The 22,764-nt window shown below is 63.6% G+C and carries 27 protein-coding genes; 11 read left to right on the forward strand and 16 right to left on the reverse strand.

What is annotated here, in order from left to right:
* Positions 1-24 precede the first annotated feature (24 nt).
* The 4 genes from MESCI2_RS0107265 to MESCI2_RS0107280 all read right to left on the reverse strand — a co-directional run bounded on the left by MESCI2_RS0107265 (position 25) and on the right by MESCI2_RS0107280 (position 2,958).
* The gene (locus MESCI2_RS0107265) at positions 25-468 is read right to left on the reverse strand and encodes a DUF1284 domain-containing protein (protein ID WP_027035985.1); all 444 of its coding nucleotides are present in this window, start codon (positions 466-468) and stop codon (positions 25-27) included.
* The gene (locus MESCI2_RS0107270) at positions 465-1,058 is read right to left on the reverse strand and encodes a biotin transporter BioY (RefSeq protein WP_027035986.1); all 594 of its coding nucleotides are present in this window, start codon (positions 1,056-1,058) and stop codon (positions 465-467) included. Before MESCI2_RS0107270 ends, MESCI2_RS0107265 begins: the two co-directional genes overlap by 4 nt.
* A gap of 107 nt (positions 1,059-1,165) precedes the next feature.
* A complete protein-coding gene (locus MESCI2_RS0107275; protein ID WP_027035987.1) occupies positions 1,166-1,834 on the reverse strand; it encodes a GntR family transcriptional regulator in 669 nt (222 codons plus the stop codon).
* Between the two features lie 107 nt (positions 1,835-1,941).
* Complete coding sequence (locus MESCI2_RS0107280; RefSeq protein ID WP_027035988.1) at positions 1,942-2,958, reverse strand: polyprenyl synthetase family protein; 1,017 nt, start codon at positions 2,956-2,958, stop codon at positions 1,942-1,944.
* 201 nt (positions 2,959-3,159) lie between these two features.
* On the opposite strand from MESCI2_RS0107280, the gene MESCI2_RS0107285 reads away from it, so the two are divergent.
* From MESCI2_RS0107285 to MESCI2_RS01000000134460, 7 genes are all read left to right on the forward strand, one after another.
* Entirely contained in the window at positions 3,160-3,384 is a 225-nt protein-coding gene (locus MESCI2_RS0107285) for a DUF2007 domain-containing protein (RefSeq protein WP_027035989.1), read from the forward strand.
* Entirely contained in the window at positions 3,384-4,184 is an 801-nt protein-coding gene (locus MESCI2_RS0107290; RefSeq protein ID WP_027035990.1) for a tRNA1(Val) (adenine(37)-N6)-methyltransferase, read from the forward strand. Before MESCI2_RS0107285 ends, MESCI2_RS0107290 begins: the two co-directional genes overlap by 1 nt.
* A 79-nt stretch (positions 4,185-4,263) precedes the next feature.
* Positions 4,264-5,127, forward strand: a complete 864-nt coding sequence (locus MESCI2_RS0107295; RefSeq protein WP_027035991.1) for a S49 family peptidase — start codon at positions 4,264-4,266, stop codon at positions 5,125-5,127.
* Between the two features lie 83 nt (positions 5,128-5,210).
* Positions 5,211-5,396, forward strand: coding sequence for an NfeD family protein (locus MESCI2_RS0107300; protein WP_027035992.1), 186 nt, complete (start codon positions 5,211-5,213; stop codon positions 5,394-5,396).
* Between the two features lie 20 nt (positions 5,397-5,416).
* Positions 5,417-6,316 (forward strand): 4-(cytidine 5'-diphospho)-2-C-methyl-D-erythritol kinase, encoded by a 900-nt coding sequence (locus MESCI2_RS0107305; RefSeq protein ID WP_027035993.1) that lies wholly within the window; start codon positions 5,417-5,419, stop codon positions 6,314-6,316.
* Entirely contained in the window at positions 6,303-6,857 is a 555-nt protein-coding gene (gene moaB / locus MESCI2_RS0107310) for a molybdenum cofactor biosynthesis protein B (protein WP_027035994.1), read from the forward strand. The genes MESCI2_RS0107305 and moaB overlap by 14 nt, the downstream gene beginning before the upstream one ends.
* Before the next feature lie 139 nt (positions 6,858-6,996).
* Positions 6,997-7,437: a GFA family protein gene (locus MESCI2_RS01000000134460; protein WP_032900550.1), complete on the forward strand. Its 441-nt coding sequence runs from the start codon at positions 6,997-6,999 to the stop codon at positions 7,435-7,437.
* A gap of 7 nt (positions 7,438-7,444) precedes the next feature.
* On the opposite strand, the gene MESCI2_RS0107320 is transcribed toward MESCI2_RS01000000134460, so the two are convergent.
* The gene (locus MESCI2_RS0107320; protein WP_027035995.1) at positions 7,445-8,419 is read right to left on the reverse strand and encodes a hypothetical protein; all 975 of its coding nucleotides are present in this window, start codon (positions 8,417-8,419) and stop codon (positions 7,445-7,447) included.
* A gap of 143 nt (positions 8,420-8,562) precedes the next feature.
* Positions 8,563-9,087, reverse strand: coding sequence for a glycosyltransferase (locus MESCI2_RS0107325; RefSeq protein ID WP_027035996.1), 525 nt, complete (start codon positions 9,085-9,087; stop codon positions 8,563-8,565).
* 150 nt (positions 9,088-9,237) lie between these two features.
* Here MESCI2_RS0107325 and MESCI2_RS0107330 point away from each other — a divergent pair, with 150 nt between their 5' ends.
* A complete protein-coding gene (locus tag MESCI2_RS0107330; protein WP_023808673.1) occupies positions 9,238-10,392 on the forward strand; it encodes a PA0069 family radical SAM protein in 1,155 nt (384 codons plus the stop codon).
* A gap of 150 nt (positions 10,393-10,542) precedes the next feature.
* Entirely contained in the window at positions 10,543-11,241 is a 699-nt protein-coding gene (locus MESCI2_RS0107335) for a ribonuclease HII (protein ID WP_027035997.1), read from the forward strand.
* A gap of 220 nt (positions 11,242-11,461) precedes the next feature.
* Here MESCI2_RS0107335 and MESCI2_RS0107340 read toward each other — a convergent pair whose 3' ends face one another.
* The 7 genes from MESCI2_RS0107340 to MESCI2_RS0107370 all read right to left on the reverse strand — a co-directional run bounded on the left by MESCI2_RS0107340 (position 11,462) and on the right by MESCI2_RS0107370 (position 17,038).
* Positions 11,462-11,953, reverse strand: coding sequence for a F0F1 ATP synthase subunit B (locus MESCI2_RS0107340; RefSeq protein ID WP_027035998.1), 492 nt, complete (start codon positions 11,951-11,953; stop codon positions 11,462-11,464).
* A gap of 10 nt (positions 11,954-11,963) precedes the next feature.
* Complete coding sequence (locus MESCI2_RS0107345) at positions 11,964-12,563, reverse strand: F0F1 ATP synthase subunit B (protein WP_027035999.1); 600 nt, start codon at positions 12,561-12,563, stop codon at positions 11,964-11,966.
* 63 nt (positions 12,564-12,626) lie between these two features.
* The gene (locus tag MESCI2_RS0107350; RefSeq protein WP_006206606.1) at positions 12,627-12,851 is read right to left on the reverse strand and encodes a F0F1 ATP synthase subunit C; all 225 of its coding nucleotides are present in this window, start codon (positions 12,849-12,851) and stop codon (positions 12,627-12,629) included.
* An 85-nt stretch (positions 12,852-12,936) separates the two neighbouring features.
* Complete coding sequence (locus MESCI2_RS0107355; RefSeq protein WP_023808677.1) at positions 12,937-13,695, reverse strand: F0F1 ATP synthase subunit A; 759 nt, start codon at positions 13,693-13,695, stop codon at positions 12,937-12,939.
* Positions 13,696-13,754: 59 nt separating this feature from the next.
* On the reverse strand, positions 13,755-14,162 hold the full coding sequence (locus MESCI2_RS0107360; RefSeq protein WP_027036000.1) for an AtpZ/AtpI family protein: 408 nt from the start codon (positions 14,160-14,162) through the stop codon (positions 13,755-13,757).
* A gap of 254 nt (positions 14,163-14,416) precedes the next feature.
* On the reverse strand, positions 14,417-15,601 hold the full coding sequence (locus MESCI2_RS0107365; RefSeq protein ID WP_027036001.1) for a cell wall hydrolase: 1,185 nt from the start codon (positions 15,599-15,601) through the stop codon (positions 14,417-14,419).
* Positions 15,602-15,745: 144 nt separating this feature from the next.
* Entirely contained in the window at positions 15,746-17,038 is a 1,293-nt protein-coding gene (locus tag MESCI2_RS0107370; protein WP_027036002.1) for an MFS transporter, read from the reverse strand.
* A 119-nt stretch (positions 17,039-17,157) separates the two neighbouring features.
* Here MESCI2_RS0107370 and MESCI2_RS0107375 point away from each other — a divergent pair, with 119 nt between their 5' ends.
* Positions 17,158-18,066: a LysR substrate-binding domain-containing protein gene (locus MESCI2_RS0107375; RefSeq protein WP_027036003.1), complete on the forward strand. Its 909-nt coding sequence runs from the start codon at positions 17,158-17,160 to the stop codon at positions 18,064-18,066.
* Between the two features lie 32 nt (positions 18,067-18,098).
* Here the strand turns inward: MESCI2_RS0107375 and der are convergent, their stop codons facing one another.
* Positions 18,099-19,532 (reverse strand): ribosome biogenesis GTPase Der, encoded by a 1,434-nt coding sequence (der, locus tag MESCI2_RS0107380; protein WP_027036004.1) that lies wholly within the window; start codon positions 19,530-19,532, stop codon positions 18,099-18,101.
* The gene (locus MESCI2_RS0107385) at positions 19,529-20,194 is read right to left on the reverse strand and encodes a tetratricopeptide repeat protein (protein WP_023808683.1); all 666 of its coding nucleotides are present in this window, start codon (positions 20,192-20,194) and stop codon (positions 19,529-19,531) included. The genes der and MESCI2_RS0107385 overlap by 4 nt, the downstream gene beginning before the upstream one ends.
* A gap of 213 nt (positions 20,195-20,407) precedes the next feature.
* Between MESCI2_RS0107385 and MESCI2_RS0107390 the strand changes: the two genes are divergently transcribed.
* On the forward strand, positions 20,408-21,415 hold the full coding sequence (locus MESCI2_RS0107390) for a polysaccharide deacetylase family protein (protein WP_081738633.1): 1,008 nt from the start codon (positions 20,408-20,410) through the stop codon (positions 21,413-21,415).
* Positions 21,416-21,450: 35 nt separating this feature from the next.
* Here the strand turns inward: MESCI2_RS0107390 and sbmA are convergent, their stop codons facing one another.
* Positions 21,451-22,710: a peptide antibiotic transporter SbmA gene (gene sbmA, locus MESCI2_RS0107395; RefSeq protein WP_027036006.1), complete on the reverse strand. Its 1,260-nt coding sequence runs from the start codon at positions 22,708-22,710 to the stop codon at positions 21,451-21,453.
* Between the last annotated feature and the right edge of the window lie 54 nt (positions 22,711-22,764).

A 22,764-nucleotide genomic window follows, 5' to 3' on the forward strand; every position in this document is an offset into this window, starting at 1 on the left:
CGACCCTTGAGCTCGGCGCCTATATCAACCCTCGGCTGGCGCGACGGACCGCTGCACCAGCGTGTGGCTATATCCACCGGCCGCTATCGTGCTGCACAGTTCGTTCCATTCGCAGCCGCCGCAGGCCTTGCGTACAAGGCCAGCCGAAAACGCCTGCCGCATCCGGGCTAAGGTCCCCGTGTCGAGATCGAGGTGGGTGCCGACCCGGATTGGCCGCGCCAGTAATTCCTCTACATCCAGCCCGGCGAGCCGGTCCCGCTCGACGACGCTCTCGTTGAGGCAGTGAGGTTCCGTCTCGTCGAGCAATGGAGCGCAGACATCATCGGGGCCGGAAACGAGGAGGATGTCCTCGCCCCGGCTCAGGCGCTCCGCGACGCGATCATAATTGGCGGTGAAGGCGGGGCTGTATCCCTTGCCCACATAGGTGAGCAGGCAAAGGAGGTGATGGGCGCGCAGCTTGATCGTCACGGATTGGCCGGCTTGGCCTTGCCGCCGGGAAAGGCCATGAGGGTCGCGGCACCCAGCGCTGACTTGAGCAAGCCGCCGACGATGAACGGCAGGAAGCCGAAGGTAACGGCCTGTTCGGCTCCAATCATGACGGCAAGCCATGCTGTGCCCAGCACAAGGCAGGCAAGGTTGCCAAGCAGCATGGCGACAAAGGCAAGCATCACCCTTTTGCCGTTCCAGCCGCGTTCTGCTAGCCAGCCGACCAAGGCGCCGACAAGCGGGAAGGCGAAGAGATAGCCAGCCGTCGGCCCGACGAAATGCGCGGCACCCGCTGCCCCTCCGGACAGAACCGGAAAGCCGACCGCACCCTCGACCAGCCAGGCGACGATGGTGAGCGCGCCAAGCCGCCAGCCATAGAGCGCGCCGACCAATGTCACGGCGAAGGTCTGCATGGTCACCGGGACCGGCACCATCGGCACTTCGATGTAGGACGACAGCGCCAGGAAAAGCGTGCCGAGCACGACGGCTCCAACCTGCCAGGCAAGAGAACGATCCTGGAGCCGGAGCGGACTGAACGACGGCTTGCCGGGTGAGAATGCGACGTCTGTCATTGGGATTCCTTTGATCGACTTCAAATTATAGATAATTTCTGTTTTCGATCTATTATCGAATCCACACTTCCCCGGGGATTGCAAGCCCTGGCTTTGGCGGAGGCCGTCTAACCTACGATGGCAAAAGCTTCGCGCGTCGTCCCGGAGGCCGTCCTGACCGGCTTACGGCCAATCCATTGGACGTGCCGCCCCAGTGTGACGGCCGCGGATTCGGTGTTTCCCTGCCGCAAGGCGGAGAGGATCGCGCGATGGTCCTGATCGGTGCGCGTCTCCCACTCCGAGCGCCATGCCGCGAACAGGAAACGGGCGCTTGCCGCGTGCAGGTCATCGATGGTGGCGAGCAGGCGCGGCATGCCGCATGGCGCCAGGATCAAGCGGTGGAAGGCGCGGTTGGCCTCTTCCCACGACCTGACATCGCGGGACTTGTCGCCGGCCTTGGTCGCCTCCTCGGCGAGATCGAGAATGGCCGATGTCAGATGCGGCGCGGCGTGGCGCAGCGCCAGCACTTCAAGGGCGGCGCGCATTTCGGCGACCTCCTTGACCTCGCCCAGATCGAAAGACGCGACACGCACGCCGCGGCGCGGCTCGCCGATAGCCAGCCCTTGCGCCTCGAGGCGGCGGAAGGCCTCGCGCACCGGAACATGGCTGGTTTGGAATTCCTCGGCGATATGATCCTGCCGAAGCCTGGCCCCCGGCTCGATCGCGCCCGAGATGATGCGGTCCGCCAGAACCTTGCTGATGCGCACCGCGATGGTGTCGTCCGTGCCCTTTGCCATGTTTTATAGATAATTTGCGGCAGGGCGGGTTGTCGAGACGGCGGGACCGAATTCGCAAAACTTTCCTCCCCAGCACAGGTCGGAGGGAGCGTCGCGAAAGCCAGCCTTCAGTTCACCCGGCTGATGCAGAAATCGATGACGTCGATCAGCGCCGATTTCTGCGGCGTCGCTTCCAGCGGCGCCAGCGCGTCGCGGGCGATCTCGCCGAAATGGCGGGCGCGCCCGATCGTGTCGGCAATGGCGCCGTGGCGAGTCATCAGGCCAGTCGCCTTTTCCAGGCCGGCGTCATCGGTGACATTGTCCTCGATGGCGCGCTTCCAGAAAGTGCGCTCGGCCTTGGTGCCGCGCCGGTAGGCGAGGATGACCGGCAAGGTCACCTTGCCTTCGCGGAAATCGTCGCCGACATTCTTGCCCAGATCCTTGCTGGTGCCGCCATAGTCCAGCGCGTCGTCGATCAGCTGGAAGGCAAGGCCGAGATTCATGCCGTAGGAGCGCAGCGCGGCACGATCGTTGCGCGTCGCCTGGGCGATGACGGGCCCGACCTCGGCAGCAGCCGAAAACAGTGCGGCGGTCTTGGCCTTGATGACGGCGAAATGCTCGTCCTCGGTGGTTTCGAGGTTCTTGGCGGCGGCAAGCTGCATGACCTCGCCCTCGGCGATGATCGAAGCAGCACTCGACAGGATATCGAGCGCTTCGAGCGAGCCGACATCGACCATCATGCGGAAAGCCTGGCCGAGCAGGAAGTCGCCGACCAGCACGCTTGCCTGGTTGCCCCAGATCATGCGGGCGGTCTTCTTGCCGCGCCGCATGCCGCTCTCGTCGACGACATCGTCGTGCAGAAGCGTCGCCGTGTGCATGAATTCGACGGAGGTGGCGAGCTTGACGTGGCCTTCGCCGGCATAGCCGAACATCTGGGCTGCGGCGAGTGTCAGCATCGGCCGCAGCCGTTTGCCGCCGGACGAGATCAGGTGGTTGGCGACCTCCGGGATCATCTCGACGTCGGAGCCGGCCTTGGACAGGATCAATTCATTGACGCGCCCCATATCGGCGGCAGTCAGATCGATCAGATCCTTGATGGAGGCGGGCTCCCGCTTCCCGTTTTCGATGTTGAGAACGACACCCACGACAATCACTCCCGTCTTGGTATAGAGCGTGCGACGGCACCCTTAGTCCCTGTTTGGACTCTAGGGCGGCGGACATGGCCACGGCAAGTGGCGAATTGGCGCGGCGTCGGCGACAGAATGTCAACGACCCCCAAGGGAGCGGCTCTGCCTCGGAATCCCCTGCCCGTTTACATCAATAGCGCAAACTGCGAGTTTCATACGATGATAGAACTTGTCCGCACCAACGATGCCGTGATCATCTCCTTTGTTGAATCGCTGATGCGCGACGCCGGCATCGCCTGCTTTGTCGCCGACCAGAATATGAGCATTCTCGAAGGGTCGATCGGTCTTTTGCAGAAGCGCGTCATGATCGACGCGAACCAGGCCGATGCGGCGCGGCGTATCCTCAGGGATGCCGGCATCGCCAACGAAATCCGCGGAAAATAATGTCCGCCGCGCCCGCCGCCCTTGTCCCGGACACGCCGGCCCACACGGTCGATGCCTTCCATCGCGGCCGGTTCTGGCTGGTGCAGCCCAAGCAAGGCGGCCATCGCGCCGGCATGGATGCGATGATGCTGGCGGCATCCGTGCCGTCCTCCTTTGCCGGTCGTCTCGCCGATTTCGGTGCCGGTGCCGGGGCCGCCGGCCTGGCGGTGCTGTCGCGCTGCACGGCCGCCGAGGCGGTGCTTGTCGAACGCGCGCCGGAAATGGCGGCCTTCGCGGCGGCCACGCTTGCCCATCCCGGCAATGCCCATCTCAGCGATCGCGCCTCCGTGCTGGTCGCCGATGTCACCGTATCGGGCCGGGCGCGGGCGGCCGCCGGCCTCGCCGACAATGATTTCGACTTCGCCATCATGAACCCTCCCTTCAACGCTCCCCGGGACCGCGCCTCCCCCGATCGCCTCAGAAAAGAGGCCCATGTCATGGAGGACGGGGTGTTCGAGAGCTGGATCCGCAGTGCGGCGGCGGTGGTCGGGCCGCGCGGCGGGCTCGCCGTGATCGCCCGGCCCGAACAGCTCGGCGCCATTCTCGATGCGATCACGGGGCGCTTCGGCGATGCCGAGATGCTCGCCGTCCACCCTCGCCCCGACGCGGCGGCAATCCGCATCGTCTTGCGGGCAGCGCTCGGGGCACGGGGAAAGCTTGCCATCCGCCCGCCCCTGATGCTGCACGCGCAATCAGGCAACGGGCCCGACGAGCGCAGCGAAATGATCACCAACGGCCTCGCCTCGCTGTTCGGAGATTGAGCTATTCCGCCCGGCCACATTGCCGTTGGCCGGGAAATCCCTACATGCCTGCAACCCATCGACCGGAGACCGCGCCCTCGTGAAACGACTCATCAACCGCCTGTTGCCGAAATCCTGGCGCTCCACCGTCGTCACCATTCCGGTCATCCGGCTGCACGGCACCATCATGGCAGGCGGTGGCCAGTTCCGGCCGAGCCTGTCGCTGGCCTCCACCGCCGGCCTCATCGAGAAGGCGTTTTCCTACGACGCGCCGGCGGTCGCCATCTCGATCAATTCGCCCGGCGGCTCGCCGGTGCAGTCGCGGCTGATCTTCAAGCGCATCCGTGACCTAGCCACGGAAAAGAACAAAAAGGTGCTGGTCTTCGTCGAGGACGTCGCGGCGTCGGGCGGCTACATGATCGCGGTCGCCGGCGACGAGATCTTCGCCGACCCGTCCTCCATCGTCGGGTCGATCGGCGTCGTCTCAGCTTCGTTCGGCTTCCCGGAACTGATGAAGAAGATCGGAATCGAACGACGTGTCCACACTGCCGGCCAGAACAAGGCGGTGCTCGACCCGTTCAAGCCCGAGAAAAAGGAAGATGTCGAGCGGCTGAAGGCGCTGCAGCTCGAGGTGCACGGCACGTTCATCGACCTCGTCAAGGAGCGGCGCGGCACGAAACTGAAGGACGACCCGGACCTGTTCACCGGCCTGTTCTGGACAGGGATCAAGGGCCTCGAACTCGGCCTGGTCGATGCGCTCGGCGATATGCGCACGGTGCTCAAGACCCGTTTCGGGGCAAAAACCCAGCTCAGGCTGATCACGGCGCCGCGCGGTTTCCTCAGCCGCTTCGGCCTGTTCGGCTCAAGCAAGGGCTTTTCAGCGCCCGATATCGCAGCCGCTGCCGCCAGCGGCGTGATCGATGCGGCGGAAGAGCGCGCATTGTGGTCTCGCTTCGGGCTTTGAAAACCGGGCAAAACCGTTTAGCATGAGAGCTTAACCGACCCGACCGGCCGCCTTCGCCGGCCCAGCGTGGGAGGAGTTTTGGCATGCCGCAGATCATTTTCTTCGCCGTCGTTGGCGTCGCCGCCTATTTCGGCTACCGCACCTTCATTAGGGAAGCCGAGCGCGTGACCGCCAAGGTGCGGCGCACCGAAAAGCAGGCAGCCAACGGCGCGATCGGAACGTTAGTCAAGGATCCGAAGACCGGCGAGTACCGGCTGGCCAAGGACTGAGCACCATTTCGCAGACCATTGTGGAAACCGACATCGGGTCGCGTAGCTGGCACGCGCACGCCAAGATCAATCTTGCGCTGCATGTCACCGGCAGGCGGCCTGACGGCTATCACCTGATCGAAAGCCTGGCGGTGTTCACGCGGTTTGGCGACAGGGTCGAAATCGCGCCCGCCGACGGCGATGAATTTACCGTCTCCGGCCGCTACGCCCCGGCCGTTCCTCTCGATGCAAGCAATCTGGTGCCTAGGGCGCGCGATGCCCTGCGACAGGCGGCCGGGCACGAGAGAACACCGCCGGTCGCTATCCGGCTGGAAAAGAACCTGCCGGTTGCCTCCGGCGTCGGCGGCGGTTCGAGCGACGCGGCGACGGTGCTGCGCGGGCTGGTGGAGACATGGGGCCTGGATATCGATGGCGCAGAGCTGGCGCGGATCGGCCTCTCGCTCGGCGCCGATGTTCCGATGTGCCTGGCGGCCAGACCTCTGGTCGCACGCGGCATCGGTGACGAGCTGTCGATGGTGCCGGATTTCTCGGCGCTTGGGCTGGTGCTGGTCAATCCAGGCATGCCGGTCTCGACGGCCGAGGTCTTCGCAGCGCTTTCGCGTCGTGACAACGAAGCCTTGCCGCCGCTGCCGCGCAGCATCGATTTCCACAGCCTGCGCAATTGGCTGGAGATCACCCGCAACGATCTCGAGCCCGCCGCGCTGGCGATGCAGCCCGCGATCGGCAGGGCGCTTTCCTGGCTGAACAAGGCCGGATCGGGTTTTTCACGGATGTCCGGGTCCGGCGCCACCTGCTTCGGCCTGTTCGAAACCGGCAATGTCGCCAAGCGCGCCGCCGCCGAAATCCGCGGCCGCCAGCCCGACTGGTTCGTCGCGGCGACGCGAAGCATCGCATCGGAGGGAGCTGATGGCCAGAATTGACGAGAGCCGCTCCTTCGTTCCCGTGCGCATCGCGGTGCTGACCGTTTCAGATACGCGCAGCCTCGCCGACGACAAATCCGGCCAGACGCTGGCCGACCGCATCACCGAGGCCGGCCACATCCTGGCGGCCCGCAATATCGTCACCGACGACCGTGAGAAAATCCGCGACACGGTTCTGGCGTGGTCGCGGGACAAGAATATCGATGTCGTCATCACCACCGGCGGCACCGGCTTCACCGGTCGTGACGTGACGCCGGACGCGCTGGAGCCAATCTTCGAAAAGCGCATGGACGGCTTTTCGGAAGTGTTCCACCGCATCTCCTACGACAAGATCGGCACCTCGACGATCCAGAGCCGGGCCACCGGCGGCATCGTCAACGCCACCTTCGTCTTCGTGCTGCCGGGTTCGCCAGGCGCCTGCAAGGACGCCTGGGACGGCATCCTGAAGGCACAGCTAGACTACCGGCACATGCCGTGCAACTTCGTCGAGATCATGCCGCGCCTGGACGAGCATTTGCGGCGCGGCAAATCGGCTCCGTAAGCTGAGGCAAAGCGCCGGCTTCACACCGCGTTTGCCAGGCAGAACGGCATCGGCGCCTTCGAAACCCCATTCCAAACCGGACCCTGCATAAGTACCCTGCTTGAAGGCGATCACCGCCGTTTACGACAAGGCAGCTACGATGACCGTGCATACCGGTGGATGCCATTGCGGCAACATACGCCTTGGATTTTCAACCGAGCTGGACCCGCCGCAAATCGAAGTTCGTGCCTGCCAGTGCTCGTTCTGTGTCAGGCATGGTTCGCGCGCGGCTGCCGATGCGGCCGGCAAACTGATCATCTCGGTCAAGGACGAGGCGCGCCTGCAGAGATATCAGTTCGGGCTGAGGACGGCCGACTATCTGATCTGCCGGGAGTGCGGTGTCTACGTCGCCGCAATCACCGGAGATGACGATGCAATCGCCAGAGACGACGCCAGGGCGATCGTCATCATCAACGCCCTGGACGACAGGGAGCGGTTCAATCGGGAGCCGGTTCGTGTCGACTTCGACGCCGAAAGCAAAGCGCAGCGCCAAGACAGGCGCCGCACACACTGGATGCCTGTCGAGATGAGCTTCGGATAGACAGCTCTCAGCGGATAACCGGCTCGCCATGAAACCGCCGGCGCGACGGTGGCGACACGCCGAAGCCGACTTCCATCATCAGCCGCGGCGTGCGTGCCGGCACGGTGCCCATGTGGAAGCCAAAGGGGTCCTCGACGAAGCCGAGGCCGGCCTCGCCGGTCAGCGTCACCGGGCTTTGCTCGCCATAGACATCCAGCACCTGTTGCGCGGGATGGCCAACCAGAAGCGTGAGCTGATGCTTGAGGCTACGGCGCTTGTGGCTGCCCCTGACATAGACATGCGGACCGGTGTCGGCGTCGACCGGCTTGAGGTAGAAGAAGAATTTCAGCATGCGCCAATCATCGAGGTCGAAATGATACTTGCCAAGCGAGGCGAGGTTCTTGTCGGCATCGGAAGCGGCACCCGTGGGAAAACTCCACCAGACGCGTGTCGTGATCAGTTTTGCCTGACCGCCGAGATAGTGCGCGGCAATATCCAGAAGCAGCGGATCGCGCTGGATGGCAAGCGCCGCCGGGCAGTCGAGGCTGCGCTCGAAAAAATGCCCGCTGAGCAGCGAGCGGCCAAAGCGCTTCTCGGCCTCGGCATGTTCCCCCGGCATGAATTCGAGACGGCGGTCGAAATTGCCGAAGCAAGGCGTGCGCCCGGCGAAGTCAGCGATCTCTTCATGGATATCAGGCGGCAGGACCAGGCCTGAGAACAGCCCGTCGGAGCGCAGCGCATCGACGACCGCTCCCCGTTCGACACCGGCAAACATCGTATCCGCGGCATTGGCGACCGGGCGGACGCGTTTTGCGCCGAGCCAATGCATGCGGCGGCCGGGCATGGTGCGCGCCAGCACGAACATCGGCAGCCAGGCAGGGTTTTCGCGAAGATCCTTGAGATAGGTCGGAATGCGCACCGCGATGCGTCGCAACAGACTGCCGTTGCGCGCAATAGCCTCGAGACTGGCCGCGCCGGATGTGTCGGGGGGTGAAAGCTTCATTGGGTCCTCGGCTATGAGAGCACCACCGATGCCGCATCGGTGCTCGCCACTCGGCATGTCCCAAACCCAATTCCCGCTTGAACGGAAGCTAACCCCGCGTCAGATTTTGTGCAATGCACAATGACCTGAGCAGCTGCAAAAAATCATGTCGAGGAGCGGCGTTCCTGCTTGGCCGGCGCCATCCAGATCTCGGCGTCGAGCCGCTTCGTAGCGAGGCCGCGGGCGATGGCCTCGGCGCTGCCGGCACTCTTGGCCGCGGCCGCCGCCTGACGCTTGCTGATCAGCAATCCGTCGGCCAAGGCGCGGTTTCCCGAAAAGACCCGGGCCAGGAACGGCGTGCGGCTGGCTCGCGTGCGCGAAAACCGTGCCGCCATGGTTTGCCTGGCCGTATGGGCAACAACCTCATCGATCCAGCCCTCCATCAGCCGCGCGCCGGGCTCCACCAACAGTAGCCAGTCTCCTTTTGCCTGCCGGATTCCGGCAGCGACACCGTCCGTCACGTACTGACAGCCGGCATGCTCGGCCACACGATGTGTCTGGTCGGTGGAGCCTGTGTCGCAGACGATGACTTCACGCACCACGCCTTCGACCGCTCCGCCGACCAGCGAGGCGAGCGTGCGGGCGAGGCCCTCCTCGTCATTGCGGGTTTCGATGAGAACACTGAGCATCCTTAGCCGAATAGCGGAAAGCGCCGGACAGCGCCAGTTTTTGCATCGCACCATAGAAAGTTCTTGCTTTGTTCTCATCAACGAAATAGGAATAATTTCATGAACAGAGCGATTCGACACAACACGGACAGTCCTTGGGAGCGGGCGAAAATGGAACAGATCGTGCGCGCCGACATTGCAGCTTTCGGAGCAGGAAGAGCCGAGATGGCCAACGCGATGGTCGAGCAGAGCGGCATGCGTGTCCGCCCGGACCGCAACCGCGGCAGGTCGGCTGGCATCAATCCGTCCGGCCGGTTCGAGCCGGTCAGCCGGCACGTGTTCGACGATGGCTGGAATTCGCTGGAAGAACTGCCGCCTTTCAAGACCGAAGTGCAGGTAGAGAAGCCGCGCACCATCATCACCCGCAACGAATCGCCCGACATTTCCTTCGACCGTTCCATCAACCCCTATCGCGGCTGCGAGCATGGCTGCGTCTATTGCTTTGCCCGCCCGACGCACGCGTTCATGGGCCTGTCGCCGGGTCTGGATTTCGAATCAAAGCTGTTCGCCAAGCCTGATGCGGCGCGCTTGCTCGACAAGGAGCTTTCGAAGGACAGCTATCAGCCGCGCACCATCGCCATCGGCACCAACACCGACCCCTACCAGCCGATCGAGAAGCAATACCGGATCATGCGCGAAATCCTCGAAGTGCTGGAAGCGCGCGGCCATCCGGTCGGCATCGTGACAAAGTCCGCTCTGGTGACGCGCGATATCGATATCCTGTCGCGCATGGCCGAACGCGGGCTCGCCAAGGTGGCGCTGTCGGTGACGACGCTCGACCGCATGCTGGCGCGCACCATGGAGCCGCGCGCGTCGACGCCGACCAAGCGGCTGGAAGCGATCCGGCAGCTTTCGGATGCCGGCATTCCGGCGTCGGTCATGGTGGCGCCGATCATTCCGGGCCTGACCGATCCGGAGATGGAACGCATCCTCGATTCCGCACGTGCGGCGGGCGCGCGTGAAGCGGGTTATGTGATCCTGCGGCTGCCGCTGGAGGTCAGCCCGATCTTCAAGGACTGGCTGCTGCGCCACTATCCGGACCGCTACCGCCATGTGATGTCGCTGGTCCGCTCGATGCGCGACGGCAAGGACTACGATTCGGAATGGGGCAAGCGCATGAAGGGCGCCGGTCCCTATGCCTGGCAGATCGGCCGGCGCTTCGAGATCACAGCCAAGCGGCTCGGCCTCAATGCCGAACGGCGCACGCTGCGGACCGACCAGTTCGTTGCCGCCGGGAAAGACCAGGTGCAGCTGACGCTGCTTTGAAGAGACAATTCGTCGCGGTGGTTGATCCGTCGCGCACCAGAATCCCGTCCGGCCTGCCCCGGCCTGCAGACGGTGCCCTCCCGGTCCGGCGCCCCACCCGACCCGGAGGGACTTGCGGAGAATCGGAGCCGATGCGAACCTCGCCGCAACATGGCTCGCGCGCGTTCCGATTCTCCGCCTCTCTTTGAGATCATAGAGAAGCCCGACTTCTCCTTCGAGACGAAGGCGATGGCCGAAGGTCTGTGGCCCGTCGCCGGGATGGACGAGGCAGGCCGTGGCCCTCTGGCCGGGCCGGTGGTCGCCGCGGCCGTGGTGCTCGATCCCGCCAACATTCCCGACGGGCTCGACGATTCCAAACGTCTCAGCCATTTGCAGCGTGAAGCGCTGTTCCTGCGAATTCTCGGCTCCGCGCAGGCGGTGTCGATGGCCTCCATCAGCGCCGAGGGCATCGACGGCAGCAACATCCTCAAGGCAAGCCTGGAAGCCATGCGCCGCGCACTGGTCGGGCTGTCGGTCCGACCGAAGCTCGCCCTCGCTGACGGACGCGACGTGCCACCGGGGCTGCCTTGTGAAGGGCGCGCGCTGATCAAGGGCGACCAGCGTTCGCAATCGATCGCGGCCGCCTCGATCGTCGCCAAGGTGATGCGCGACCGCATGATGTGCGGCTGCGGCAACCATCACGACCGCTACGGGTTCGAAGTCCATATGGGCTACGCCACGGTTCGCCATCGCACCGCGATCGAAGCGCATGGCCCGGTGGCGCGGCTGCATCGCGTATCGTTTTCACCGTTCAGGCTGGGTGGCGCTGAAGTGGTGGAAGAAGAGAGTTTTGTCGGATTGGATAGCTGATCTCCCCCCTTGAGGGGGAGATGGCCGGCAGGCCAGAGGGGGTCGCCGCGCGTGAAGCGCTGGCTTTTCTTCGCTGCAAAACGGCGTTGCGCTCAGTCGAGCCGACCCTCTCTGTCGCCTTCGGCGACATCTCCCCCTCGAGGGGGGAGATTATCCGCGCCACAACAAAAAAGCCGTCAGGTTGCCCGGGCGGCTTTCGATGGGGGGCTAGACGAACCGCCTAGTTCAGCTTCGACTTCACGTCCGCAAGCGATGCCTTGAACAGATCTGCACCAGCCTTGGCGTCGATCTTGCCGGCAAGCAGCGCGCGTGCTGCCTCGACGGCGATATCGACGGCGCTGGCGCGGACTTCACTGATGGCGTCACGCTCGGCCTGGCCGATCTTCTGTTCGGCAAGCGCGGTGCGCCTGACAACATAGTCCTCGGTCTTCTTGTGCGCTTCGGCGGCAAGCATGTCGGCTTCGCGCTTGGCGGCGGCGACGATGTCGGCGGCCTCCTGCTCGGCTTCCTTGCGCTTGCGCTGGTACTGGCCAAGCAGTTGCTGGGCCTCCTCGCGCAGCCGGCGCGCTTCGTCCAGCTCATTGCTGATCCTGGCGGCGCGGGCATCGAGCGCCTTGGCGATCAGGCGAGGCACCTTGATGTAGACGGCAATGCCCAGGAAGATGACCAGGGCAACCGTGGCCCAGAGCGTTGCGAGAGATGTGGCGTCCATGATGCGCTCCTCACCGGGCCACGGATTTGACCGCGGCCGCGATCTCGGCCTTGCTGGCCTTGCCGCCAACCAGAGCCTCGACGATCGCCGAAGCGGTGTCCTCGGCAATGCTGCCGACTTCCTTCATGGCATTGGCCTTGATGGAAGAAATGCGGGCCTCGGCTTCGCCAAGCTTGGCGTCGAGCGCGGCCTCGACCTTCTTGCGAGCGGTCTCGGCCTCGGCCTTGGCCGCGTCGTTGGCCTGCTGGCCGATCGCGTTGGCCTTGGTCTTGGCTTCCACCAGTTCCTGCTCGTATGCAGCAACGGCGGCGTCGGCCTCGCCCTTCAACTTGGCCGCCTGGTCGAGGTCCTGCGTGATGCGATCGTTGCGGACATCGATGATGCCCCCAACGCGCGGCATCACCACCCGCTTCAGGAAGAGATAGAACAGCCCGAAGGTGATCGCCAGCCACAGAAGCTGCGACGGGAACGTCGCCGGATCGAATGGCGGAAACGTGCCATGCGCTTCAGCAGGCACGCTGGTGCCGGAATGCGTTTCGCCTTCCGTCGCAGCGTGGCTGGTATCGGCTGATGGCGCGGACTCTTGCGCAAAGGCAGATGTCACGAACATGGACTATCCCCGAAATTCAGGCCCGCCGCTTGCGCGGCCGGCCTGTCCAATCTTCCCGAGTGCTCAGCCGAACAGGGCCAGAAGCGCGATGAGAAGCGAGAAGATGCCCAGAGCTTCGGTCACGGCGAAGCCGAAGATCAGACGGCCGAACTGGCCATCGGCAGCCGACGGGTTGCGCAGAGCGCCCGCCAGGTAGCTGCCGAAGATGTTGCCGAGGCCAATGCCCGCGCCACCCATGCCCAGGCAAGCGATGCCGGCGCCGATGTACTTTGCTGCTTCTGCGTCCATTTGTTCAACTCCTTTGGATCTAAAATTCCGTTGCGATTCCATCCGGCGCCAATGTTGGAAATTCTTGGGCCGGAAACTTTTGGACCTAGTGCCCGGGGTGCAGGGCGTCGTTGAGATACATGCAGGTCAACACGGCAAAGACGTAGGCCTGCAGGAAGGCGACCAGCAATTCCAGTGCCGTCAGCGCCACCGCCATCGCCAGAGGCAGGATCGAGCCGGCGACGCCAACCGCGCCGAGCGCGCTCAGGCTGACGACGAAGCCGGAGAACACCTTCAGCGTGATGTGGCCGGCGAGCATGTTGGCGAACAGACGAACCGAGAGGCTGACCGGGCGCGACACGAAGGAGATCACTTCGATCAGCACCACCAGCGGCAGCAGGAAGACCGGCACGCCATGCGGCACGAACAGTTTCAGGAAGCCAAAACCATGCTTCATGAAGCCGTAGACGACCACGGTTGCGATCACCAGCACGGCAAGGCCGAAGGTGACGATGATGTGGCTGGTGACGGTGAAGAAATACGGGAACAGGCCAAGCAGGTTGGCGACGAGCACGAACATGAACAGCGAGAACACGAGAGGGAAGAACTTCATGCCTTGCGTGCCCGCGGCGTCGCGCAACATGTTGCCGACGAACTCATAGGCCATCTCGGAAACCGACTGAAGCCGCCCGGGAACCAGGCTGCGGCTCGATGTCGTGAGAAAAAGGAATCCAGCCGCGACGATCACGGTCGCGACCATGAACAGCGCCGAATTGGTGAAAGACAGGTCATAGCCGCCGATGTCGATCGGAATCAGCTTGTTGATATGGAACTGGTGGATCGGATCGACCTTGTCAGCTGCCACGTTCAAACCCCGTCAATGCCGCGTACGGCCTCGTTACCATTACCGCACATGGTGCGCGGTCATTTCTTGTCGTCTTGGCCACGGCGCGATTTATCGCCCTGTCCGAATTCTGCCACAACGCCGGCGGAACGCATCACATTGAGCACTCCGGCGCCAAAACCGAGCAGCAGAAATACGATCAGACCCCATGGCGATGTCCCCGCCAGACGGTCGATGATCCAGCCGATGCCGGCACCTACCACCACCCCGGCGATAAACTCGCTGGAGAGTTTGAGCGCCTGACCATAACCGGCCACACTGCTCGCTTTCGCGTCGTCTTTCCCCTCAAGCCGGCCCGGCCGCCTTGTCGCAAGCGAAGCTTCAAGGTCACGGCGGCGGCGCTCAAGATCGTCGTCGCGGATTTCGGGTTCATGCTGATTGCCGCGGCCGGTTTCTCCGGTTCCGTCTGGCCCATTCTTGTCGGCCATCGCAACCCCCCTGCCCGGTCAGACCGTCACCGTCCGTCCGCTTCTAAAGTCGCCGGCAACATAGTTAGAGGGTTTGCGCCCGTCAAGCCACGGGCGGAAGTTCATTGCCATGTATTTTAGGCAATAAAATCAATGGATTACAAAGGTGCGACATCGTGCCCGCCATGATGACGAGGATGCATGGCGCGAATCCCCCGGGCAATGGCTGTTTGATCGGCTGCGTGCCGCGCCAAAGATCGGCGACTGTTCCGCGCTCAGCTCCAGCCGCCGCCATAGGTACGATAGAAGATATGCAGGCCGATCTTGGTCATCTTCTGCATCGTGCGCGCCCAGCCGGGATGGACATATTGGGCGTAGTAGTGGGTCGACGATCCGACTTCCGGAATGAAGATCTTGCCAGCTGTGACGGCCATGGCGATCTCCTGGGCGGTCTTGTAGGCGGCAGGGCTATCGACGCGCTTCTTCCTGCCGTCGCAGGCGAAGGAGAACTGGCAACGGTTGAACCAGCTGTCGTTCTGGTAGACGACGCCGCAGATCGAATTCGGATAGGTCGGATTGCGGACGCGGTTGAGGATGACCTGGGCGACGGCGGCCTGGCCGCGCACGGATTCGCTCCTCGCCTCGAAATAGATGCCGTTGGCAAGGCATGCCTGCTCCTTCTTGGAGAAGACACTAGCCGGCAGCGGGTTCTGGATCCACGAATGATCGCCCTTGGCCATCGGCGGAATGAAGCGGCCCTCATTAGGCTGCTCGTCCTGAAGCAGGGCTTCGAAGGGCGATGCCTTGGCATAGTCCGGCTCGGACTGCGCATAGGCGGTCGCCAGCACATCCGGATGGTCGTTGTTGACCAGCGCCGCCAGCATGGCCGGCATGCCGGGATCCGGTTTCTTGTCCTCGCGCGCATGGAATGCGGCTGCGATCTGGATTTCCTTGCCTTTGATCTGCGGCTTGGCGAAAGCCATTTTCAGGCCGCTGTCCATGCTGGGCCGCAGCAAGGAGGAGGTGCGCTCGAAGATCGAGCCGGCGTTGAAGTTCTTCGGCGGTGCGACGGGAGACATCTGGACGATGCGCCCTTTCTTCTCGGCGCGCACGACGCGGTCCTCATCGGGCGTGGCGCTGACCTTGCCGCCCTTGCCGCGAAACGACACGTTGCCGACACCGGCCAGGTGGACACCCGATCCGGAGATGGAGCCGGTGACATCGGAATCGACAAAGGGCATCTCGGCCGCATGGGTCGATCCGGCTACGGATTTCTCGACATAGGAATTCCAGCGCGTGCTCGATGCTTCGAGGCCGGAAACCAGGCTCGTCATGTCCTGGTAGGCGGCGACGGTCGGAAAGCCGATCCAGATGCCGAAACCGATGACGAGCGGACCCAGAAAGCCACGTTTTCTCTCACCGGCGGCGGCAACCAGCCGCTTCAACACACGTCGATGCACGGAACTCTCTCCAGGAACGCTACAGACCCCACTGGAGAGCAAAATGATGCATTAACCTTGATGGGACGTTAACGGGTTCGATCGGGTTTTCCCGGTCGGCCCGAGGTCGTGGTTGCGAAGTCGGGCGATTTTACGGCCGACCCTTCAGGCCGGGCGCAGGAAGATCGGCCGGGCGATCAGCGCGCAGATGGCGGCCGCCAGCCAGACGCCCGACCAGGACCAGAGGTGCAAGAGCCCCGGAATGGCCACCGGCACCAGGAAGAAGCCGACGAAAACAAAGGTGTTGGCAAGGCTGAGCGCGGTTCCGACATGGCCGGCGCCGGCAAGGGTGGCAAGCTCGGTATAGGCGACGCCGTGCCAGGCGGAGACCGAGATGCCTGCGGCAATAAGCACGACTGGAAGGACCGCCAACCAGATGAACTGGCCGCCCGGAACGGTTGGGCCGAACAGGACCAGCAGCCAAAGCAGAGCGAAGGCAAGGGCGCTGAACGCGCTGCACAAGCGAAGAAATTGGCGGCGGTTGCCGTGGCGGTCGGTGAAGCGGCCGCTCCAGATGCGCATGACCATGGCGCCGATCTGCACGGCGGCGAGGCTCGCGCTGATGGCTGCCGTTCCCAGTCCGACAAAATCATGTAGGAACACGGAGGCGAAGGTGAGCACGGCCACCTGCGGAAAGCAGAGCAGGCCGATGGCGGTCGCGATACGCCAGACGTCGCGATTGCGCAGCGGCGCCGGTCCGGCCACAGAAGCCGCAGCGAGATGACCCTTGCCCGTCGTCGGCGGCTCGTGCAGCCAGCGCCACGCGAACAGGGCAGACAGAGCGGATGCGCCCGCCAGCACCCCGAACACCGCGCCAAAGCCGAAAGCCAGCGCAAGCGAGGGCAGCACGAGCGCGCCAAGGCCGCCGCCAAGCGGCACCGCCGTCTGCCTGATGCTCATGGCGAAGCCGCGCTCGTTTTCCCGAAACCAGCCCATGATGGCGCGGCCGCTCGAACCGTTGACGCTGCCGCCGAGCAGTCCGGCGATGAGCAGGCTCGCGGAGAGCAGCGCGACATCGGGAGTACCGGCCTTTGTCGGCACAACCAGCATCGCCATGACCAGGAGCCACGCCGCCGTCGCGCCGAGCCCGATCAGGAGCACGCGGCGATCGCCCCAGCGATCGGTAAGCAGGCCCCAGGGCAGCTCGCTGAGCGCGACCCCCAGCCCGAGAAGGCCGAGCGCCAGGCCGAGCTCGGCATTGCCCAAATGATAGCCCTGGCGAAGAACGACCGCCGTCGCCGGGATGCCGGAGAACGTAGCCGAGAAGGCGGCATTGGCGGCAACGCCGATGCCCAGGACTTTCCAGCGATGGCCCGGCTTGAAAACCCTCGCGGCGGAACCGGTATCTTCCAGGAGCTTCGGCGACTGCCGATCGGTGCAATTGACGATGGCGGACATGATTTCATTTCCCGTGCTGGCCAGTGGTCCGGCCTTGACGATCTGTCCCTACCGCCATAATTTCATCCTGAAAATCAGGAAGTTTTGAACTTACAATCCTGAAAATCGGGACTTCAGACATGCGACGCGTAACTTTCGACCTCGACGTCCTGCGCAGTTTCGTCACCGGCATGGAACTGGGCAGCTTTGCCAAGGCCGCTGACCGGCTTGGCCGGTCGACGTCGGCGGTCAGCGCGCAATTGAAGAAACTGGAAGAACAGGCGGCGACGCCGATCTTCCGCAAATCAGGACGCGGCCTCGCTTTGACCGAGGCCGGCGAGACCATGCTCGGCTATGCGCGCCGGCTGATCGAATTGAATGACGAGGCGGCATCCGCCATCCATGATGTCGAGCTGGAAGGCTGGGTACGGCTCGGCTTGCAGGAAGATTTCGGCGAGGCGGTGCTGCCGGACGTGCTCGGCCGCTTCGCCCGGGCGCACCCAAAGGTGAAGATCGAAGCCAGGATCGCACGCAGCCACGACCTTGCCGAAAGGGTCATGTCAGGCAGCCTCGACATCGCGCTCGCCTGGCACTGCGGCGAAACGCTGCCCTACAGCCAGCATGTCGCCGATGTGCCGATGCGCTGGATCGGGCCGGCAAAGCGCATCGAGACCAGCCTGCGCGACGGTGAGCCGCTGCCGCTGGTGGCGCTCGAAGCACCATGCCTTCTGCGCACGGTGGCAACCGAAACGCTCGACCGCGCCGGGCTGTCGTGGCGGATGGCCTTTTCCAGCCCGAGCCTTGGCGGCATCTGGGCAGCGGTTGCGGCAGGGCTGGGGCTGACGATCCGCACCGACATCGGCCTGCCGGCCAGCGTCAGCGCGATGACGCCGGAGATCGCCGGGCTGCCGGCATTGCCCAAGATGGCGTTGGTGCTGCACCAGAAGGATGCGGAACTGGATCCGGTGGCAGCGCGGCTGGCCGACATATTGTTGCAGGCGGCGTTGCAGGCGCTGCCACGGGACGAGCGGTTGAAGGAGGTCGCTTAGACAGCCGGAACAGGTATCCAGCGCCCGACCGCTTATTTGCGCTTGTTCGACCTGCCGGCGAATGGATTGTCCGACGTGCGCAGCGCGATGCGGATCGGCACGCCGGGCATGTCGAAGGCTTCGCGCAGGCTGTTGGAGAGATAGCGGACATAGGATTGCGGCATCGCATCGGGCCGCGAGCACTGGACGACGAAACCCGGCGGCCGGGTCTTGGCCTGGGTGACGTATTTGACCTTCAGCCGGCGCCCGGCCACGGCAGGCGGCGGGTGGTGTGCCAGGATGCCTTCCAGCCAGCGGTTGAGCTTGCCGGTCGAGACGCGGCTGTTCCACACCTTGTGCGTCCTGATGACGGCATCCATCAGCTTGTCGAGGCCGCGCCCGGTCTCGCCGGAGACAGGTACGGCCTGGAGGCCGCGCGCCTGGGGAAGAAGCCGCTCCGTCTTCTCGCGCAGTTCGGCCAGAAGCTCCTGGGGATGGTCGATCAGATCCCATTTGTTGAAGGCGATCACCGGCGCCCGGCCTTCCCTGATAATCAGGTCGGCGATCTGCAGATCCTGCTTCTCGAAGGGAATGGTGGCGTCGAGCACGATGATGACGATCTCGGCGAAGCGGATGGCGCGCAGACCGTCCTGCACCGACATCACTTCCAGCTTTTCGTGGATCCTGGCCTTGCGGCGCATGCCGGCCGTATCGAACAGTTTCAGGCGGCGGCCATGCCAATCCCAATCGACCGAGATCGAATCACGGGTGATGCCGGCTTCCGGTCCGGTGAGCAGCCGCTCTTCACCGATCAGCGCGTTGATCAACGTCGACTTGCCGGCATTGGGACGGCCGACGACGGCGATGCGCATCGGCTTGGTGTCGTCATAGGTATGCTCGGCGTCCGGATCGGCGATATCCTCGCCGATCAGCACCTCGCCCGAAGCGACGTCTTCGTCTTCGCCATCTTCTTCTTCGCCGAAAGCACGCGCTTCGCCGAGCGCGCCGATCACGGCATCGCGCAGGTCGGGCATGCCCTGGCCATGCTCGGCCGAAACCGGGATCGGTTCGCCAAGTCCGAGTTCCCAGGCTTCCAGCATGCCGCCCTGGGCGCCCTTGGCCTCGGCCTTGTTGGCGACCAGCACGACCGGCTTGCCGGACTTGCGCACGATCTCGGCGAAGGTCCTGTCGTCAGGCAAAAGGCCGGACTTGGCGTCGATGGTGAAGAAGATCAGGTCGGCTTCGCGGATGGCGATCTCGGTCTGCGCGCGCATGCGGCCGGGCAAGGTCGAGGCGCCCGCGTCCTCGAAGCCGGCAGTGTCGATGACGTCGAAATGCAGGTCGTAAAGCTTGGCGGCATGGACGCGACGGTCGCGGGTGACGCCTGGCGTGTCATCGACGAGCGCCAGCTTCCTTCCCACCAGCCGATTGAAAAGAGTCGATTTGCCGACGTTAGGTCTGCCGATGATGGCGACTTTGAAGGTCACGACGCACTGCCCGACCCGCGGATCAGCTCGGACATCAACGTTGCGCGCTCGCGGGTGTTGCGCGGCGCGCCGTCGTCGGCGGCGATCTGGTCGAACAGCTTTAGCGCATCCTGCGTCTTGCCTTCCTTCCAGGCGGAAAGCCCGAGTGCCTCGCGCGCCGTATGGCGCAGCGTGTTGGTGTCGGATGTGAGCGCTTCGACACGGCTGGAGACATCGGCGAAGGAGCCATGGTCGACGAGCAGCAGTGCTGCCCTGAGCCGCGCCATGTCGCGAATGCCCTGGGGAATGGCGGTGTCGGCGGCGACTTCGTCGAAATCCTTGACGGCGGCGGGGACATCGCCCTTGTTGGCTTTGACGGTCGCGCCGCGCATGCGGGCGAGCAGCGGATAGGCGCCGTAGCCATCCTTCTCCAACTGATCGAGCGCGGTCAGCGCTTCATCGTTCTTGCCGTCATTGGCAAGCTTCAGCGCCTGCGAGAACGCATCGCCCGAGCGGTTGGCGCGCGTCTCGTCCCAATAGCGATAACCGACGAAGGCGGCGGTGCCGAGCACGACGAGGATCGCAACGACAATCAGGGCGGGGCCAAAACGGTCCCACAGAGCCTGCGCCTGTTCGCGACGGATCTCGTCGTTGACTTCACGGATAAAACTGTCGTCGGACATCAAATCAAACCATTCCTGCCCGGTCGGGCTTTGTCAGCCCGCGTTTTAGCGAAATTTTGCCGGCATGGAAGGGGTTCAACCGGAAAATCGCCTATTGCCCGGGGCAAACGGATGTTTGCCTCGGATAGGCAGCCGAAAAGGCCAATCGCACCCACGCCACATTTAGGCGATAGCCGGCTTGCAGACGTTCCCAGAGTGAAGATCAGATTGCCTATGCTTCGTCCGTTCCGCGTTGTTGCCTTTTCGCTTGCCGCGCTCGCCACCACTGGCGTGGCTCTGGCCGACCCGCCCGCGCCACCGGCGCCGGCAAAGCCGAAACAGGTCGTCATCATCTCGTTCGACAGCGCCCGCGACATTTCGCAGTGGAAACGCAGCCGGGCACTGGCTGAGCGCACCGGCGCGCATTTCACCTATTTTCTCTCCTGCGTCTTCCTGCTGTCGACGGAGACACGCAAGGAATACACCGCACCCGGCAAAGGCGCCGGCAAATCCAACATCGGCTTTGCCGCCTCGAAACAGGAAGTCACCGAGCGGCTCGAACAGATCGGGCTTGCCGCCCATGAAGGCCACGACATCGCCAGCCATGGCTGCGGCCATTTCGACGGCAAGGACTGGAGCAAGGCCGACTGGCTGAAAGAGTTCAGTTCGTTCGAGCATATTCTCGAGAACGCCTATGCCATCAACGGCATTGCGCCCGAGCCTGAGGGCTGGCGCGATTTCGCGCGGCATGCGGTGGTCGGTTTTCGCGCGCCGTATCTGTCGACTGGCAAGGCGCTGTACGAAGCGCTGCCGGCGGCCGGCTATCAATTCGATGCCAGCGGCGTCTCGCAAGGCCCTGCCCGACCGACGGCCAGCAACGGCATCATGCACTTTTCGCTACCGCAGGTCCCCGAAGGACCGAAGTCGCGGCCGGTGATTGCCATGGACTACAACCTCTATGTCAGACATTCCGGCGGCTTCGAGCGGCCAAGCCAGGCGGACGAGTTCGCCAACCGGACCTATGCTGCCTTCCGCGCCGCCTTCGACAAGCAGTATGCGGGAAAACGCATTCCGCTGGAGCTCGGCTTCCACTTCGCGCTGATGAATGACGGCGCCTACTGGAACGCGCTTGAGCGCTTTGCCGGCGAGGTCTGCGTCAAGGCCGAAGTCGAATGCATCAGTTTTCGCGGTTATGTTTCGCGCCAGGATGCCGGCCAAAGGCAGGTCTCAGTCGGCGGCTGAGCCGCCAACCCGGTCCGATTTCCGAAATCTCGGCTTTAGGCCGGATCCTCGGCGCCCTGCCTTGCCAGATAGCGCTGATCGATTTCAGGCAGCGGCTCGCCTTGCAGCGTCGCCTCGAAGGCGCGCAGGCGCTTGTGGACCGATTGCAGCTCGACGATGGTCGACCAGGAGGTGAGCAGAAATTGCAGCGACCCCGTCACCTTGCCGAATGCGTTCGAAATCTGGTTCAGCGCGCCGAACGTTATCTTGTGCGCCACCAGTGAGGGACCAAGGATCAGCAGCGAGAAAATGTTGTCGGCCTGCAGGTAGGTGTAACGGACGACGTTGAAATAGATGTAGTGGAAATAGAGCCTGAAATAATTGTGACGAACATTCTCGAACAGCTCGGCAGTGGTGGCCGGCTGGGCTCGGTCCGCGTGATCCTCGCCGTAGACGAGTTCCTTGCGGTAGGCGGCTTCGACACGCTGGTTGCGGAACTGCAGCCCTGGAAGTTTCAGACCGGCAACCATGACCGAGATCGTCCCGAACAGACACCAGGCAAGGGCCGCGACAACCAATGGCTGCGGGATCGCGCCGATAATCGGCAGCTCGGTGATATGGGCCTGTAGCTGGATCATGACCGGCAGGAATGCGATCAATGTCATGATCGACTGGACGAAGCTGGAGCCGAGATCTTCCATGATCTGCGAGAACCGCATCGTGTCTTCCTGGATACGCTGCGAGGCACCTTCGATATGGCGTAGCCTGCCCCAGTTCTCGACGAAGTAGTTGTTCATCGCCGTGCGCCAACGGAAGATCCAGTGACTGACGATGAAGGCATTGACCACCTGCACATTCATGCCGACCAGCGCCAGCCACGAAAAATCGGCCAATCCGATATAAAATTCGCTGTTGGTCGACTTTCCAGTCCCTGACATCAGTCCTTGGACATAATCGAAGAACGGCCCGTACCAGGCGTTGACGGCGACGCTGACCTGCACATTGAAATAGATGAAGAACAGGATGACCGCGGTCATCAGGATCGACCAGCGCTGCCATGGATGCGGCGAATACCAGCTCCAGAATGCATAGAAGACGAGCACGCAGAACGCGAAATAGAGATAGAACCAGAGGAACGGCTTCGATACGAGGATGGCGATGCCGATGATGGGCGGCGCGCCGGCCGCGGCGGGCGGCAATCCTAAAACAGCACCTAGTTGTTCACCACCGAAGAACCAGAACAGGATCGCCGCAAGGCTCCAGACGGCGGCCGAAGTGAAGAACAGCTTCGGCTGCGGGAAAAAGGATACGAACACTGTGGCGAATTCCTCGATCTAGGCGCAAATCAGCTGACGACAGCGGGCATAAAG

The organism is Mesorhizobium ciceri WSM4083 (genome assembly GCF_000519305.1).
GTDB classification, from domain to species: Bacteria; Pseudomonadota; Alphaproteobacteria; order Rhizobiales; family Rhizobiaceae; genus Mesorhizobium; species Mesorhizobium ciceri_B.